The 16,679-nt window shown below is 44.4% G+C and carries 14 protein-coding genes; 11 read left to right on the top strand and 3 right to left on the bottom strand.

All coding sequences use genetic code 11. The features are described 5' to 3' along the window. The first annotated feature begins 28 nt into the window (after positions 1 to 28). The 5 genes from purM (at position 29) to ablB (ending at position 5,657) form a co-directional block, all read left to right on the top strand. Positions 29 to 1,069, top strand: a complete 1,041-nt coding sequence (purM, locus tag MHI35_RS03100) for a phosphoribosylformylglycinamidine cyclo-ligase (RefSeq protein WP_012009145.1) — start codon at positions 29 to 31, stop codon at positions 1,067 to 1,069. Then, the gene (gene purN, locus MHI35_RS03105) at positions 1,066 to 1,635 is read left to right on the top strand and encodes a phosphoribosylglycinamide formyltransferase (RefSeq protein ID WP_144487487.1); all 570 of its coding nucleotides are present in this window, start codon (positions 1,066 to 1,068) and stop codon (positions 1,633 to 1,635) included. Before purM ends, purN begins: the two co-directional genes overlap by 4 nt. A gap of 15 nt (positions 1,636 to 1,650) precedes the next feature. Continuing rightward, positions 1,651 to 3,189 carry a bifunctional phosphoribosylaminoimidazolecarboxamide formyltransferase/IMP cyclohydrolase gene (gene purH, locus MHI35_RS03110; protein ID WP_211063788.1) on the top strand — a complete coding sequence of 513 codons (1,539 nt, stop codon included), beginning with the start codon at positions 1,651 to 1,653 and terminating at the stop codon, positions 3,187 to 3,189. 12 nt (positions 3,190 to 3,201) lie between these two features. Next, complete coding sequence (purD, locus tag MHI35_RS03115) at positions 3,202 to 4,476, top strand: phosphoribosylamine--glycine ligase (protein ID WP_335349127.1); 1,275 nt, start codon at positions 3,202 to 3,204, stop codon at positions 4,474 to 4,476. Between the two features lie 335 nt (positions 4,477 to 4,811). Beyond that, entirely contained in the window at positions 4,812 to 5,657 is an 846-nt protein-coding gene (gene ablB, locus MHI35_RS03120; protein ID WP_211063786.1) for a putative beta-lysine N-acetyltransferase, read from the top strand. On the opposite strand, the gene MHI35_RS03125 is transcribed toward ablB, so the two are convergent. Then, on the bottom strand, positions 5,652 to 7,310 hold the full coding sequence (locus MHI35_RS03125) for a PucR family transcriptional regulator (RefSeq protein ID WP_211063785.1): 1,659 nt from the start codon (positions 7,308 to 7,310) through the stop codon (positions 5,652 to 5,654). The genes ablB and MHI35_RS03125 overlap by 6 nt on opposite strands. A gap of 190 nt (positions 7,311 to 7,500) precedes the next feature. Between MHI35_RS03125 and MHI35_RS03130 the strand changes: the two genes are divergently transcribed. The 4 genes from MHI35_RS03130 to MHI35_RS03145 are packed head-to-tail and all read left to right on the top strand — an operon-like array spanning position 7,501 to position 11,491. After that, the gene (locus MHI35_RS03130) at positions 7,501 to 8,865 is read left to right on the top strand and encodes an aspartate aminotransferase family protein (protein WP_211063784.1); all 1,365 of its coding nucleotides are present in this window, start codon (positions 7,501 to 7,503) and stop codon (positions 8,863 to 8,865) included. A gap of 12 nt (positions 8,866 to 8,877) precedes the next feature. Further along, the gene (locus MHI35_RS03135) at positions 8,878 to 9,564 is read left to right on the top strand and encodes a CoA transferase subunit A (protein WP_211063783.1); all 687 of its coding nucleotides are present in this window, start codon (positions 8,878 to 8,880) and stop codon (positions 9,562 to 9,564) included. Continuing rightward, positions 9,540 to 10,205, top strand: a complete 666-nt coding sequence (locus MHI35_RS03140) for a 3-oxoacid CoA-transferase subunit B (protein WP_211063782.1) — start codon at positions 9,540 to 9,542, stop codon at positions 10,203 to 10,205. Before MHI35_RS03135 ends, MHI35_RS03140 begins: the two co-directional genes overlap by 25 nt. 14 nt (positions 10,206 to 10,219) lie before the next feature. After that, the gene (locus tag MHI35_RS03145; RefSeq protein WP_211063781.1) at positions 10,220 to 11,491 is read left to right on the top strand and encodes a peptidase; all 1,272 of its coding nucleotides are present in this window, start codon (positions 10,220 to 10,222) and stop codon (positions 11,489 to 11,491) included. Between the two features lie 233 nt (positions 11,492 to 11,724). Here MHI35_RS03145 and MHI35_RS03150 read toward each other — a convergent pair whose 3' ends face one another. Further along, positions 11,725 to 11,946, bottom strand: coding sequence for a YgaP family membrane protein (locus MHI35_RS03150; RefSeq protein WP_144526361.1), 222 nt, complete (start codon positions 11,944 to 11,946; stop codon positions 11,725 to 11,727). A gap of 124 nt (positions 11,947 to 12,070) precedes the next feature. Here MHI35_RS03150 and MHI35_RS03155 point away from each other — a divergent pair, with 124 nt between their 5' ends. Then, complete coding sequence (locus tag MHI35_RS03155; RefSeq protein ID WP_211063780.1) at positions 12,071 to 13,813, top strand: adenine deaminase C-terminal domain-containing protein; 1,743 nt, start codon at positions 12,071 to 12,073, stop codon at positions 13,811 to 13,813. Between the two features lie 552 nt (positions 13,814 to 14,365). Beyond that, positions 14,366 to 14,680: a YerC/YecD family TrpR-related protein gene (locus MHI35_RS03160; RefSeq protein WP_003214053.1), complete on the top strand. Its 315-nt coding sequence runs from the start codon at positions 14,366 to 14,368 to the stop codon at positions 14,678 to 14,680. Positions 14,681 to 14,990: 310 nt separating this feature from the next. Here the strand turns inward: MHI35_RS03160 and MHI35_RS03165 are convergent, their stop codons facing one another. Beyond that, positions 14,991 to 16,571 carry an FMN-binding glutamate synthase family protein gene (locus tag MHI35_RS03165; protein WP_335349128.1) on the bottom strand — a complete coding sequence of 527 codons (1,581 nt, stop codon included), beginning with the start codon at positions 16,569 to 16,571 and terminating at the stop codon, positions 14,991 to 14,993. Between the last annotated feature and the right edge of the window lie 108 nt (positions 16,572 to 16,679).

Below are 16,679 nucleotides of genomic sequence, written 5' to 3' on the forward strand. Positions count from 1 at the left end.
AAAGCAGCAGCTAAAAGGAGTGAATGGGATGTCAGAAGCATATAAAAACGCCGGTGTCGACATCGAAGCAGGGTACGAAGCCGTCAAACGAATGAAAACACACGTTGAACGTACAAAACGAGCAGGAGTTATGGGTGCACTAGGTGGATTTGGCGGTATGTTCGATCTATCTGAGCTGCCATACAAAAAGCCCGTTCTTGTTTCAGGAACAGATGGTGTCGGAACGAAATTAAAGCTTGCCTTTTTAATGGATAAACACGATACGATCGGCGTCGATGCCGTGGCTATGTGTGTCAACGATGTGCTTGCACAAGGGGCAGAACCGCTCTTTTTCCTAGATTACTTAGCCGTTGGAAAAGCAGATCCGGTAAAAATTGAATCCATTGTTAAAGGTGTGGCTGACGGATGTGAGCAGTCTGGTTCAGCACTTGTCGGCGGTGAGACAGCCGAAATGCCAGGTCTTTACACAGAAGAAGAATATGATATTGCTGGTTTTTCAGTAGGTGTCGTTGAAAAAGACGAAATCGTGACAGGAAACAGCATCAAAGAGGGACATTTGCTGATTGGACTCAGCTCAAGCGGAATTCATAGCAATGGATATTCTCTCGTTCGTAAAGTCTTGCTGGAAGATGCTGGTCTTGATTTGCATCAAACGTATGAACCTTTTAAAAGACCGCTCGGTGAAGAGCTTCTTGAACCAACAAAAATTTATGTAAAGCCTGTTCTCAAACAAGTAAAAGCCGGCAAAGTTGACGGCATGGCACATGTGACAGGCGGCGGTTTTATTGAGAATTTACCACGTATGCTGCCTGAAGGTCTTGGCGTTGAGATTGATAACGGCTCATGGCCAGTACCACCCATTTTCTCCTTTATTCAAGAAAAGGGTCAGTTAAAGGCAGAAGAGATGTTCAACGTGTTTAATATGGGCATTGGCTTTGTCCTAGCTGTAAAAGAGGATGACCTTGTGGATGTGATTAGAGAGCTTGAACAAGATGGAGAGAAAGCATTTCTCATCGGACGTGTTCAAAAAGGAGAAGGTGTCACATTCGGCGGTGGAAGCCTCTCATGAAGAAGTTTGCGATCTTCGCCTCTGGAAGCGGGACGAACTTTCAAGCCATTATAGATACGTTAAAAGAAGAAGGGTGGCAGGCTGAAGCCGCCATTGTGATTTGTGATAAACCGGGTGCAAAGGTGCTGGAGCGTGCTGAGAAAGAAGGCATTCCCTCCTTTGCTTTTACCCCGAAGGCTTTTCCGAATAAAGCCGCTTTTGAACAAACCATCATCGAACAACTGAGGCTTCATGAAGTAGAATGGGTTTTCCTTGCTGGGTACATGAGACTGATCGGGCCGACATTACTTGAAGCATACAAAGGGAAAATCGTGAATATCCACCCATCCTTGCTGCCAGCTTTCCCAGGTCTTGATGCCATCGGACAAGCCTATCAAGCAGGCGTCAAAGTGGCAGGCATCACTGTCCATTTTGTTGATGAAGGGATGGATACAGGTCCGATTATTGACCAAGCCGCGATCTATATTGAACAAGGCGAAGAGCTTGAATCGATAGAAAAAAGAATGCATGAACTAGAACATACACTATATCCAAAAGTGATCAAATCACTTTTAGAATTATCTTAATGAGGTGACGAAGGCATGACGATCAAACGCGCATTAATCAGTGTTTCCGATAAAACGAATCTTGTACCTTTTGTGAAAGAATTAACAGAACTTGGCGTTGAAGTGATTTCAACTGGAGGTACACATAAGCTTCTTCAAGAGAATGGCATTGATGTCATTGGGATTTCTGAAGTCACTGGATTCCCTGAAATCATGGACGGACGACTCAAAACGCTTCACCCGAACATTCATGGTGGATTATTGGCAGTGAGAGAAAACGATGAGCATATGGCACAGATTGAAAAGCATGGCATTCAGCCGATTGATCTTGTTGTCGTGAATCTCTATCCTTTCAAAGAGACGATCTCAAAAGACGATGTAACGTATGAAGAAGCAATTGAAAACATTGATATTGGCGGGCCGGGGATGCTTCGTGCGGCATCGAAAAACCACCAAGACGTCACAGTCATTGTCGATCCTCGTGATTATGATTCAGTCGTTCAGCAAATCAAAGAAGGCGGCGTGTCACTCGAGAAAAAACGTGAGCTCGCTGCAAAGGTATTCCGTCATACGGCTGCATACGATGCTCTGATTGCGGATTACTTAACAAACTTTGTGGGCGAAACAGAGCCAGAACAGTTCACCGTCACGTTTGAGAAAAAACAATCCCTTCGTTATGGAGAAAACCCGCATCAAGCGGCGACTTTTTATGAAAATGCTCTTCCAAGAAAAGGTTCTTTAGCTACTGCAACGCAATTACACGGAAAAGAACTTTCCTACAACAACATCAAAGATGCAGATGCAGCTCTTCAAATCGTACGTGAATTTACGGAGCCAGCAGCTGTCGCTGTAAAGCATATGAATCCATGCGGTGTTGGTACAGGAGAAACGATTGCAGAAGCGTTTGACCGTGCATTCAAAGCAGATGAAACTTCTATTTTTGGCGGCATTGTGGCGCTTAACCGTGAAGTAGACAAGCAAACGGCTGAGGTGCTGCATACGATTTTCTTAGAAATTGTCATCGCTCCATCGTTTAGCCAAGAAGCACTTGACGTGTTAACAGCGAAAAAGAACCTTCGTCTATTAACATTAGATGTAGAAGCGGATCTTGGGAAAAAAGAAAAGCAGCTAACAAGTGTTCATGGTGGACTGCTTGTGCAGGACATTGATACGTATGGCTTAGAGGAAGCAACGATCTCTATTCCTACGAAAAGAGAACCTACAGAAGACGAATGGAAGGACTTAAAGCTTGCATGGAAAGTCGTCAAGCATGTGAAGTCAAATGCGATTGTCCTCGCGAAAGATCAAATGACAGCAGGGATCGGCGCTGGTCAGATGAACCGCGTCGGCTCAGCAAACATTGCGATTGAGCAAGCAGGTGAAAAAGCGAAAGGAAGCGCACTAGGCTCTGATGCGTTCTTCCCGATGGGCGATACAGTGGAAGCTGCTGCAAAGGCAGGCGTCACAGCAATCATTCAGCCAGGTGGTTCCATTCGTGATGAAGAATCAATCCAAAAAGCAGATGAATACGGCATCGCCATGGTCTTCACTGGCGTTAGACATTTCAAACATTAAGGGGATGACAGTGTGAACGTATTAATTATCGGCAGAGGCGGAAGAGAGCATACCATCGCATGGAAAGTGAACCAAAGTGAACTTGTCAGCCAAGTATTTGTCGCACCGGGCAATGATGGAATGACAGATGCTGCAAAGCTTGTCCCAATTGACGAAGGGGATCATGAGGCATTAATTCGTTTTGCAAAAGACAATAAAATCGGCTTAACGATTGTCGGTCCAGAGGTTCCTTTAATTGCAGGTGTCGTCGATGCATTTGAAGAGGCAGGTCTAAAGGTATTTGGACCAAATGCAAAAGCTGCGGTGATTGAGGGCTCAAAAGAATTTGCAAAAGACTTAATGAAAAACTACGATATCCCGACCGCTGCTTATGCCACTTTCACATCGTTTGAAGAAGCGAAGGCATATGTGGAAGAAAAGGGTGCGCCGATTGTCATTAAAGCAGATGGTCTCGCAGCAGGAAAAGGTGTGACCGTTGCGATGACACTTGATGAGGCGATCAACTGTTTGCACGACTTTTTAGAGGATGAAAAGTTTGGCGATGCAAGTGCTTCTGTCGTCATCGAGGAATTTTTAACAGGCGAGGAATTTTCACTGATGGCCTTTGTTAATGGAGAAAAGGTGTACCCAATGGTGATCGCGCAAGATCACAAACGGGCATTTGAAGATGACAAAGGACCGAATACCGGCGGAATGGGCGCTTATTCACCAGTTCCGCAAATTTCAAATGAAGTTGTCCTAAAAGCGGTGGAAGATGTCGTCAAACCAGCGGCACGCGCAATGGTGCAGGAAGAGCGTCCGTTTACTGGCATTTTATATGCAGGCTTAATGCTGACGCCAGAAGGCTCAAAAGTCATTGAGTTCAACGCACGCTTCGGTGATCCTGAAACGCAGGTGGTTCTCCCTCGTCTTGAATCAGATCTAGTCCAAGTCTTCCTCGACATTCTGGACGGAAAAGATGTGGACTTACAGTGGAAAGACACTGCCGCTGTCAGTGTCGTTCTTGCTTCAGAAGGATACCCGGAGGACTACGCAAAAGGCACGCCGATCGGTGCTTTGCAAACAACGGTGTCTGATGTCGTGACCTTCCACGCAGGAACAAAAAAAGAAAATGACCAATTCGTCACAAATGGCGGACGTGTAGCAAATGTGACGGCGTTTGACGACACATTTGAAGCGGCAAGAACAAGAGTGTATGAAGCGGTTGAAGAAATCATTCAACCCGGTTTATTTTACCGCCGTGACATTGGCGCCCGTGCGCTGAAAGCTGCGGGGAAATCCGTTTAATTAGAACACCTTTCTATCTGATGAGATGGAAAGGTGTTTTTTGTTCTTTTGATGATTAGAAGGGATAAAGCCCGAATATGGAGAAATGTTATAGGATTACCTATTCATAAGGAGACAACATGGAAATTAAGGCTATTATAATCTTTGCTATATTCATGCACATTTTATTTCTCATAAACATAAATAGCATCATGCTGTTTGCAATGAAGCGCAATAAAATGAAAAAAGCTTCAACCATTTGTTATATGATTATTTCAATTTTTTCTGGCATCGCTATTTCGTCATTTCTAATTTGGACATTCTTTATCAACTAATTATGAGAGAGGAATGAGTGTATGGTGCAATTGAAGAAACTTGCAAACGAGCGTTTTTCTGCCCTCATCTGTATTGATTCATTTAATGAGCGAATCCGTTTAGATGATTATAGCGGCAGGGTGCGGGATGTCATTCAATCCGTTCTTCAGGAAGCCTCAGACTGTAAGGCTTCTAAGGTCATTGTGAAAGTAAGGCGTGAGCATGTGCCGCTTTTTTTAGAAAAAGGCTTTCGGCTTGAAGGGGTGTTTTCTCATTATTTCCTTGGAAGTGACGCTTACGGTATGTCGCTTTTTCTCACTGAGGATCGAATGAACAGTTCGTATTGGTTGGAGGAAGATGAGATCGTCGCATCCATTCAAGCAAAAGAAATCAAAGAAGACCAAAGCACATGGCAGGATGAGTACGTGATGAGGAAAGCCGATCCGAAAGATATCCACAAGCTGGCAGCGCTCTATGATACGGTCTTTGAAACGTACCCTACGCCAATGAACGAGTCAGATTATATTGAAAAGGTAATGGAGGAAGGGACCATTTTTTATGTTGTTGAACATGACGGACACATTGTAAGTGCAGCATCCGCTGAAATCAATGCGCCGTATGGTCATGCAGAATTAACAGATTGTGCGACCCTTCCTTCATATAGAAAATTGGGATTCATGCATCATTTAATTCTAGCACTTGAAAAAGAACTCCAGTCGATGCATATCTTTGTCTTTTATTCACTTGCCCGTGCACTGTCCTATGGAATGAATCAAGTATTTTATCAGCTTGGTTATACGTATACTGGGCGATTCCAAAACAACTGCTATATTTTTGACAAAATTGAAGATATGAATCTATGGGTCAAAACGCCGAATGAATCATGAAATGGTTCTCATCTGATCAAGCAAACCAGAAAGGCGGTAAGCCATGATACTGAGCTGCAGCTTCATCCGATCATCTGTTGATTTGAGGCTGCAGCCTGTTCTCGTTTCAATTTGTTTCAGCCGGTAGCTTAACGTATGTCTGTGAATAAACAATTCTCCCGCAGATTTTTGAATATTTTCATTGTGTGCCAAATACACTTCGAGTGTATGGATCAGGTCAGCCCCTTGTTTTTTCGTATAAAGCAAAGGGCTTAACAGCTCCACGTAAAAATCATGCAAATTCATACCTGCTTCATTCATTTCAAGGAGCATGCCATATAAGCCGAGCTTTTGATAATGAATGATGCTTTCGTCTGTTTTCAAAAGCGGAAGAAGCCTTGCTGCATACTGCGCTTCCTTCGCACTTTTTGCGAAGAGACTGATCTGGTCATAGGCTCTTCCGATACCAATGACAATCGGATGCACGGGGAAAAAATAAGACCAAGTGCTCCGGCACTCCTCTGATGCGCGATACCACTCCGCTTCTTGAAACGCTTTTTTTCCTGCTGGTGTAAGGACAAAAATGGAATCGAGTCTCGTCTTTAGTAAAAAAGAAATATGTCTGCGTTCAAAGATCGAGGTGAGTAATTGCGATAGACGCTGCATCATTTGGTGATCGAGCTGTGTGTGCTGATGCTGGAATTGAAAGTAGATCACCACTTGTTCATCGCTCATATCATATTGCAGTTTTGTTGCTTGTTCGACCACGTAGCTTTCTTCTGTATATTGCTGCTGCAAAATATCATCTAACAAATGTCCTTGCATTTGGTTTTCTGTATCTTGAATGGCTTTTTGCTTCAACCATTCAATCGCATACACGGCCCCGGCATGCTCGATGGCAATCGCGTCGAGGTGATGCCACGTATCCTTTTTCTTTAAAGACACAATAAACCCAAAAATATCGCCCATTGCAATCACCGGACATGCGGCGAGGACGAACGCTCCGCACGTGTCATAGACGAGCCGCCCTTTCTCCTCTGCCTGCTTGAGAAGAGGCATGGTTTCAATGGGTTCATGATCTGTCAGAAAGCCAAAAGCAGGAGAGTACGTCACTTCATCTTTTATGAGATGAGCCGCTGTTTGATGTAAAAAGACATCAAGAACGACAATGTTCGCTGCAGTGAGATGTGCCAGTTCCTCTGTAATTTGCGTCACATTTTTATTCCTTACATTTAATTGGGTCAGTCTTTGATGAATTGCGGATGAATATTTAAGCTGATGAAGCTGACTACTCACGATTTGTTCTAAGACGGCTTTTGTAATATCTGAGAAATTGATGTGCGGCGGAATCTCGATGAGCGGAATGCCGCTATTTTTCGCCGCATGAATGAGTGACGGTGGAATGTCGCTTAAGTACACACCTTTATAAATAGCGATGGCTGACAGCCTTTGAGATTGAATCAATTCCTCAAGCCGCTCGCGTCTTTCTTGATTGTCAGAAAGTCCGAATCCGGTTGTGACGAGCAATTCTCCTTCGGAAAGTCTTGACGTGTCTTCGATGATTTCCACGATGGTCACCCACTCAATGAGTCGATCCAGTCCATTTTCTCCAGCGAGCAACTTTGTTCCCTTCATGATATCGAGCGAAAGTGCATCTTTGACGAGGATCGCCATAGACTCATGACCTCCTTTTGAACTCTCTTATACACGATGTATAAAAAATGAGTCTGAAATTCGGGCATGTGGCGAATGGAGGATGACTGCCCTCTTGATTAAGCTAATCTTATAACAAGTATACAAAATTTTCTTGCGATTCATGAAAAAGAAAGAGACAGCTGCTGACGAGAGAGGGAGGAATGGCAAAGTGGAGACCCGGGATTACTTAATCAAACCGATGTTGAATCAGCATTATCCTGTGGCTGTGAAAGGAGAAGGAATTTATTTATATGATCGGGACGGAAAAAAATATATAGATGGCTCTTCGGGGGCTGTCACGGCAAGTATTGGACATGGCATAAGTGAAATCATTGATGCCATGACCGAGCAAGCGAAAAAAGTGAGCTTTACGTACAGATCACAATTCACAAATGAACCAGCAGAAGAACTTGCTTATGAATTGAGCAAGCTTTGTCCAGGTAGCCTGAATTGGTCTTTTTTTGTCGGAAGTGGATCAGAGGCAACAGAAACGGCGATGAAAATTGCTATTCAGCATTGGCAGGAGCAGGGAAAGGCGGAGAAGAATCACATTATTTCTCGATGGATGAGTTATCACGGCATCACCCTCGGTGCGCTGTCGATGTCAGGACATATTGCAAGGAGAGAGCGCTTTGAACCATTGCTCGAAAAGAATCCGGTGCTGTCTCCGCCATATAGCTATCGTTCATGGCTGCCGAAGGAAGAGGGCAAGCAGGTTGAATGGTATGTTCAGGAATTTAAAACGGTCATTCAGCGTATAGGAAAAGAGAGGATTGCCGCTTTTATTGCAGAGCCGATTGTCGGGGCATCGGGAGCGGCGCTAGTACCGCCAGACGGATATTTTGAAGCAATGAAGCGTGTCTGTGAGGAAAACGAAATTTTAATGATTGCAGACGAAGTCATGACAGGCTTTGGACGAACTGGGAAAATGTTTGCGATGGAGCATTGGGGCGTCGTGCCAGATATTATGGTTCTCGGCAAAGGGATGAGTGCCGGCTATTCACCGATTGCGGCAGCCGTCTCAGCGGATCATGTCATCGCGCCGATTCTGAGCGGCTCCGGATCTGTGATGGCAGGTCATACCTATAGCGGCAATCCGCTTTCAGCCGCCGTTTCACTCGCTGTCATCCGTTATATGAAGAAACATCAGCTTCCTGAACGAGCGGATCTGTCTGGTCGCTATTTAATGAATGCCTTAAAGGAAGTGCAAACAAACCATTTCATCATAGGAGATGTGAGAGGAAAGGGACTGCTCATTGGCATTGAGTTTGTCGCAGACCGCCTTTCGAAAACACCATTTCCTGCTCATGCTCAAATGACGCATTTAGTCGTTGAGACAGCGAAGCAAAATGGCTTGCTCGTATACCCAGCAAGTGCCGGTGAGGATGGAGTGGGAGGTGCAGCGATCATGATTGCACCGCCGCTTTCCATCACGCAGCAGGAGATGGATGAACTCATTCAATTATTTGAGCAGACCATCACGCAGGTCGAACAAGAAGTCATCAACCGAGGGTTTTTCCCATCTGCGATGTAGGGAGGAAAGATGATGAACAAAACAGTGAATGTAGATGAAGTGATCACGCATTTTAGGGATGGCATGACCATCATGTTTGGCGGGTTTGGCGGCGTAGGATCGCCGCCATCATTGATCGATGCCATTCTAGAAGCCAATATTAAAGATCTGACATTAATCGGAAACGATGCAGGTTTTCCGCAAATAGGTGTTGGACGACTGATCACAGAAGGAAGAGTCAAGAAGATCATTGCTTCTCATATTGGCTCAAATCCAATAGCCGGACAGAAAATGCAGGCAGGTACACTAGATGTTCATTTTTACCCGCAGGGCATTCTTGCAGAAAAAATACGAGCAGGCGGGATGGGTTTGGCAGGCATTGTGACAGATGTCGGCATGGATAGCCTCAATCTCGATAAGAAGCAGCTCGTGCCGCTAAACGGAAAGACATATATCCTTGAGCCTGCGCTAACAGCGGATATGGCCATTGTGAATGCCCTCAAAGCAGATGAAGCAGGAAATCTAATATTTGATAAAAGTGCTCGGAATACAAACCCGATTGTGGCGATGGCAGGAGACTGGACCATTGCGGAAGTGGAAGAGATTGTGCCAGTGGGTAATCTTCATCCAGAGGAAATCGTGACACCAGGCGTATTTGTGAACCAGATCGTGCAATCAAAAGGAGTGAACTGGACATGGGCATGGGAGACATCGATTTAAGACACCGCATAGCCAAACGTGCGGCGCAGGAAATTGAAGATGGCATGATCGTCAATCTTGGGATTGGTATCCCGACACTTGCAGCGGAATACATTCCAGCGAATTACAACGTATGGCTTCATGCTGAAAACGGCATTATGGGGGCAGGCGCCTCACCAGCACAAGGAGAAGAAGATCCAAATTTGTGCAACGCCGGCGGCTTTCCTATTACATTAACAAAAGGCGGCTCATACATGGACAGCACGACTGCTTTTGGCATTATTCGAAAAGGCATGCTAGATATGACCATTTTGGGTGCACTTGAAGTAAGCAGTCAGGGTGATCTTGCGAATTGGATTGTGCCGGGCAAACGAGTACCCGGGATGGGCGGAGCGATTGAGCTTGCACAAAAGGCGAAAAAGGTTGTGGTGGTGATGAGCCACCTCGATAAACACGGACAATCAAAGGTGAAATCTGCCTGCACATTGCCCTTAACGGCGAAGTCTTGTGTGGATCTGATTATTACGGATATGGCCGTCATTGAGGTCAAATCACAGCTGCTCATTTTACGTGAAGTCATGCCACCGTTTCAGCCGGAGGATGTCATAAGGGCGACAGAGGCACCCTTAATTTTAGCGCCTGATGTTAAATCTGTTGTGTAGAAAGGATGACTGACTTGCAGCCAATCACACGTATCAGAAGCTGGATGAGAGAGCACCAAGATGAAGCGATTGCGCTTCTTCAGCAAATGGTGCAATGTGAAAGCACCCAAGGGAACGAACAAGAGGTGCAGCAAATTGTAGCAAATAAGCTGTCCGCCATTGGTTTTGATGTAGATGTATGGGACATTGGCGGAGAAGACCTGCTCGAACACCCGTATTTCTATTCCCCGAGGCGATCTTTTAAAGGAAGTCCCAATGTCGCCGGTCGATTAAAGGGGAAAGGGGACGGCAAATCCATTTTATTAAACGGGCACGTCGATGTTGTGCCTGCAGGAGATACGAAACAATGGACATATCCACCCTACAGCGGGCATATCATAAACGGGAGACTTTATGGACGCGGGGCAACAGATATGAAAGGCGGAAATGTTTCTTTACTCTTTGCACTAGAGGCACTGCATGCGCTTCAGATTCCGCTAAAAGGAGATGTCGTGTTTCATAGTGTCGTCGAAGAAGAGAGCGGCGGCGCCGGTACCCTTGCAGCCATACTGAGAGGGCATACAGCAGATGCGGCCATCATTCCAGAGCCAAGTCATATGAAAATCTTTCCGATTCAGCAGGGATCTAAGTGGTTCAGACTGCATATTAAAGGAAGGGCAGCTCATGGCGGAACAAGATATCATGGCGTTTCCGCTATTGAAAAGAGTATGGTCGTTCTTTCGCATGTAGCGGCACTTGAAGAAGAACGAAATCAACGCATCACCGAGCCGTTATTTCAGCATATCCCGATACCGATCCCTATCAACATAGGGAAAATTCAAGGCGGTGATTGGCCGTCTTCTGTAGCGGATCTAGTCACAATGGAGGGAAGACTTGGTGTGATGCCAGGTGAGACGGTTGAGCAGGCAGAGAAGGAACTAGAAAATTGGATGATGGGACTTGGGGAAAAGGATGAATGGTTCAAAGAGCATCCTGTCGAAGTCGAATGGTTTGGTGCTAGATGGCTTCCAGGCTCAATCGATACGAACCATCCACTTTTAGGTCTATTGAAGGAACAATATGAGGCGGTCAAGAAGGAGCCCCCAAAGATCGAAGCTGCTCCTTGGGGAACAGACGGAGGATTACTGTCACAGGCGGCAGGTATCCCGATCATCGTATTCGGACCTGGAACAACAGAGCTTGCCCATTTTCCGAATGAATCCATCGACATTGAGCATGTCATTGAAGCCGCAGAAATTATCGCAGGTACGATGGTGGAATGGTGTGAAGCAGCGGAAGCGGAGTGATATAAAAATGATCACAAAAAAGAAGGCTGTTCACTCAGCCTTCTCTCAGCGTGTAGACAAACCTTCGCATTCGTTGTCAGGTCTTCGCTTCGGTGCTCACGAATGTCAAATTCGCTCCGCTCCGGTGCTTGTCCTTCGTAGACTTCAATGGTTTTCTATCACGCTGAAAAGAAGACAAAGTGCTAAAATCAAGATCATTTTAGCACTTTGTCAACGATCTAAAAGAAGGCTGTTCACTCAGCCTTCTCTTGATGTGTGTCCTGCTGTTCACACATATACGTTACTGGACAAAAACGAAGAATGCCAGATCCAAGCTTCATCCCGCCGAACATGATGCCCAAAAGCAGCATTTTGCTCCATGGTTTTCTAGCATATAAAGAACCAGCCACAGTACATATTGTCATTCCACAGGCAATTCGAATGAGCGCTTCCATTAAGCCGAGATTAGGTTTCATTGAAGGTAAATCTCCTTTTTTAAATATTTTAAGTGTGATTTCAAGAAATTGTAACGTTTCATTAATGCGTAACGTGGTTCGTTATGTTACGATAGGGCTAATACAAATGAAGGAGAGTATGTGAATGTCCGAACGTACTTTTAATTGGAGAAACAATGACATCCGCACACAAATCGATGTAGTCGACTCAAAAATAGTTCCAACACTCCTTTTAACGAATGGACTCGTGCTAAACCCGTTTTTAAAACAATGGGTGAAGGCAAATATTTGGATACATGATGATCGAATTGTTTATGTCGGAGCAGAGCTTCCTCAAAATAAATCAGCTAAACGTGTGATTGATTGTGAAGGGAAATACATTGTGCCTGGGTATATAGAGCCTCACGCGCATCCGTTCCATATTTATAATCCCCAATCACTTGCAGAATATGTGTCTCAATTTGGCACAACAACGATGGTAAGTGATAACTTATTTCTTCTTTTGCAGAGCAATGAAAAGAAAGCGCTTTCCGCTTTGTGTGAATTAAAACAGCAGCCATTTCAGTATTTCTGGTGGTCTAGATACGATCTTCAAACCGAAGTCAGATATGAAGATGAGATGCTTCCTATCAACTATCGCAAGGAATGGATTGATCATCCAGATGTCCTTCAAGGCGGCGAATTAACAAGCTGGCCAAGATTGATGGACGGAGATGATCTCATTTTATATTGCATGCAAGAAACGAAGAAGCAGCGGAAACGAATTGAAGGGCATTTTCCTGGCGCTTCTGAGAAAACGCTAACAAAAATGAAGCTGTTTGGCGCGGACAGCGATCATGAAGCGATGAATGCAGACGATGTGCTCAAACGCTTGTCCCTTGGCTATCATGTCTCACTTCGTCATTCTTCCATCCGCCCAGATTTAGTGAACATTTTAAGAGAGCTGCATGAGCGTGATTTTAGACACTATGATCACTTTTTCTATACAACAGATGGAGCAGCGCCTCATTTTTATGAGGAGGGTATGATTAATCGTTTGATTGCAATTGCCCTTGAAGAAGGCGTGCCTATCATCGATGCATACAATATGGCGACCTTTAACATTGCGAAATACTATCAAATTGATGACTTATTAGGTGTTGTTGGTCCAGGACGTCTGGCTTCTTTGAATGTGTTAGATGATCCAATGAATCCAAATCCTGAAACGGTCATATCTAAAGGAGTCATCCTCAAATTAGATGGAGAGAACCAGCATCAATTTCAAGAAACAAAATGGGAAAATGGCGGGCTTGTTCCATTAGATCTAGGCTATGATCTGACGACGAGTGATTTGCAATTTTCCATGCCACTAGGTGTCAAAATGAGAAATGCTGTCATCATGGAGCCTTATACAGTGGAGATTGATAACTCTGTGAATCAGCTGTCATGTGATCATGATCAAAGTTTCTTTAGCCTGATTGACCGAAAAGGCAAGTGGCGTGTAAACACGATGCTCAAAGGGTTTGCAAACAAAGTGCAAGGGTTTGTCAGCTCATTTTCACTCACGGGTGACATTTTAGTGATCGGGAAAAATAAAGAAGATATGATGCTGGCACATAAGCGAATGAAAGAAATTGGCGGGGGGATCGTCCTTACAGAGAATGGGGAAATTCTACACGAAATCCCGCTACAACTATCAGGCTGTGCCTCTGCTGAACCGTTCGAGACAGTCCTTCAGCAAATACAAACCTTGCGAGAGCTGCTCATTGAGAGAGGCTATCCATTTGATTGCCCAATTGATACACTTGTCTTTTTCCAAAGTACACATTTGCCGTATATTCGAGTGACACCAAGAGGAATATTTGATGTCATGAAAAAAACTGTACTCTTTCCGTCTATAATGCGTTAAAATATAACAGAGTGGAGCTGTATCATCTTTGCTAGATTTCTGACCGCTGTTATAGGGCAGACGTGAGCAATGGATCTCTTCGCTGCCATGTAGGTGAAAATGCTTATGTGGAGTTGTTGAAGCAGAGGGCTTTGACATGACGAGTGAAATGCCCTAATGAAAAAATGAATCTGTCGGTTACGCTGGCCGACCAACATATTTTGAATAATTGAGCGAGGCGGGGCGCATGTTTGTGGTCTCGCTGAGCTTTCCGTACAACCTGTATTTTTAGGGCAGACCTAATGAAGCAGAAGTGATCTGGATATCGGAAGCAAACAAGTTTGTCAGATTGTCGAACAAGGAAAATGACAGAACTTGTCGAATTTGTATACGATAAAGAAGCTTCGGCTTACGAAAGAACTGATGACGGCATTTCCAGCGTATAAACAAACCTGTCATGATTCGTTCAAAGCTCATTGCTGAGGTTGAAAAAAATTAGTCAGGAAAGATACCGCTTTCTCCGAAGAATGTCGTGCGAAGCGGTGCCAATAGTAAAGGAGAAGATGTATAACGATGCAAATTGATAAATTAAGGGGCAAAAGCTTAGATCAGTTATTCAACTCCATCTTATCCCTTAAAGACCTGGAAGAATGCTATCGATTCTTTGATGATTTGTGTACCATCAATGAAATTCAATCTTTATCACAGCGTCTTGAAGTAGCACGTATGCTTCGCGAGGGGAACACGTATCATAAAATTGAGACGGAGACAGGTGCAAGCACTGCAACGATCTCACGAGTCAAACGTTGCTTGAACTACGGAAACGATGCCTATACAATGGCACTTGACCGCGTAGCAGAACAGCAGGCAAATGACGAAACAAAATAAAATAGCTTTCACTGTAAACAATCCTTTTCAACAAGAATGGCGTTGTTTACAGTTTTTTTTATATGAAGAGCGCTGAAAAAACAAGCAAGGACTGGCTGAAAAGCGAGTCCTGTTTTTTATTTTAGCTTGCCTATAAACCATCTTTCTCCTTTCTTGTCACCATCTCATTCGTCTTCCGTCTCATTCCGCGAACCTTTTTCTCTCGCATCCTCCATCTCTCCACTTCTTGGTCATTTGTCTAAGTTATGTATACGCGACTGAGCCAAAATGTCAATTGAAAAAAAGGTGCATAAACGCACCTTTTCTCAAACTAGACAGACCGCTGTGTCCCTGAAAAAATAGGCACTTCACTTGTCTGACCATTTTCTTGTCTGTAGACAATATGTTTCTCATTAAAATGAATGGGAGATTCAATGCCTGCGGCTGCGGATAAGTTAAACAAACCTTCTCTTAGAGAAAGGATATAATTGCAGACTCGGTATTTCTTTTCTTCAATTGATAAACCTTTTTGCAACTTCGGATCAGTTGTGGCGACCCCGACTGGGCATTTATTCGTGTGGCACACTTGGGCGCGAATGCAGCCGACTGAAAACATGAGCCCCCGTGCGATATTGACAAAGTCAGCACCCATGGAAAGGGCAATCGCAATTTTATCAGGTGAGAGAAGTTTGCCAGAAGCAAAGAGTTTTACCTGATCTCTGACACCGTATTCCTTTAATATTTGATGGACCATTGGGAGTGCCGTGAAAATCGGTAGACCTGCGGAATCTGCCAATTCATGAAAAGATGCACCAGTGCCGCCTTCTCCACCATCTACTGTAATGAAATCAGGATGCTTTCCGCTTTTTTTCATGTACGCTGCAAGTTCCTCAATGTTTTCTTTATGTCCGACCACAAGCTTGATGCCGACAGGCTTTCCACCTATACTTCTAAGCTGTTCAATGAAATCAAACATATCAGGAATGGAGTGGAACATCTCAAATCGGTTTGGGCTGTCAATGGATTGGTGGGGCGGCAATTTACGGATGTTTGCAATTTCTTCGGTGACCTTTTCACCGTCAATATGTCCGCCGCGTGTTTTAGCTCCTTGAGCCAGCTTCAGTTCAAAGGCTTTGACTTCCTCGTGCTCGCTTTTTTTCTTAAATTCTTCAAAGGAAAAAGCGCCATCCTCTGTCCTCACGCCAAATAGACCGGGCCCAATCTGGCATATGATATCGGCTCCGCCTTTAAGGTGATAGGGAGAAAGCCCGCCTTCACCCGTGTTCATCCACGTGCCGCCAGCCATCTTTAATCCTGAGGATAGTGCTGTAATGGCTCTGTCGCCTAAAGATCCGTAGCTCATGGCAGACTGTCCAATCAGACCTTTTACACGGAAAGGCTTTTGACATGTGTGCTCACCAATCACTTGTACATCGTCTTGATGGAGATAGTAAGGTTTTGCTTCGACCTCTTTGGTATGTTCACTTCTTCTCAGTAAATTGTCTTGATCGATCTGATAAACTTTTGTTTGGATTTTTTCAGATTGATCGATGCGTAACTCATCTCGCTGTTTTGGAAATAGGACGTTACGAATGTAGTAGCCAGGCTTGTCAAAATCACGTTTTGATCCAAAGCCCATCGTCCGGCTTTTGTACTTCCCAGACATGACAGCTTGCTCGTATTCTCTTCTTGAGAAAGGAAGCTCCTCCCGATCATTTAGAAACAGATATTGGCGAAGCTCAGGTCCTATTTTTTCAAAAATAAACCGTAGCTTTCCAATGACCGGATAATTTCGCAGGACAGAATGCTCTTCCTGTTTTTCATCTCGCATCCAAATCCAGATGAATAAAATGATTGGTATGATGAAAAAAATCACTAATAGTGCGCCAATGACAATGAAAGTTGTTGTCACGATAATCCCCTCTTTTCTCTATCATTGCTGTTGTTATTCCACTTTTCATTGAAAGAGAAACCACTTCAACAGATTGTGACGTTTAGAAATGAAAAGGCGGGGTAACTT

Source organism: Bacillus sp. FSL K6-3459 (assembly GCF_038003305.1).
GTDB classification, from domain to species: Bacteria; Bacillota; Bacilli; order Bacillales; family Bacillaceae; genus Bacillus; species Bacillus pumilus_O.

Coding starts and splice junctions, on each gene's coding strand:
- MHI35_RS03155 (WP_211063780.1), top strand. CDS start 12,071: ATGTCCGAACGTACTTTTAATTGGAGAAACAATGACATCCGCACACAA.
- MHI35_RS03135 (WP_211063783.1), top strand. CDS start 8,878: ATGAACAAAACAGTGAATGTAGATGAAGTGATCACGCATTTTAGGGAT.
- MHI35_RS03150 (WP_144526361.1), bottom strand. CDS start 11,946: ATGAAACCTAATCTCGGCTTAATGGAAGCGCTCATTCGAATTGCCTGT.
- MHI35_RS03125 (WP_211063785.1), bottom strand. CDS start 7,310: ATGGCGATCCTCGTCAAAGATGCACTTTCGCTCGATATCATGAAGGGA.
- purN (WP_144487487.1), top strand. CDS start 1,066: ATGAAGAAGTTTGCGATCTTCGCCTCTGGAAGCGGGACGAACTTTCAA.
- MHI35_RS03160 (WP_003214053.1), top strand. CDS start 14,366: ATGCAAATTGATAAATTAAGGGGCAAAAGCTTAGATCAGTTATTCAAC.
- purM (WP_012009145.1), top strand. CDS start 29: ATGTCAGAAGCATATAAAAACGCCGGTGTCGACATCGAAGCAGGGTAC.
- MHI35_RS03140 (WP_211063782.1), top strand. CDS start 9,540: ATGGGCATGGGAGACATCGATTTAAGACACCGCATAGCCAAACGTGCG.
- ablB (WP_211063786.1), top strand. CDS start 4,812: ATGGTGCAATTGAAGAAACTTGCAAACGAGCGTTTTTCTGCCCTCATC.
- purH (WP_211063788.1), top strand. CDS start 1,651: ATGACGATCAAACGCGCATTAATCAGTGTTTCCGATAAAACGAATCTT.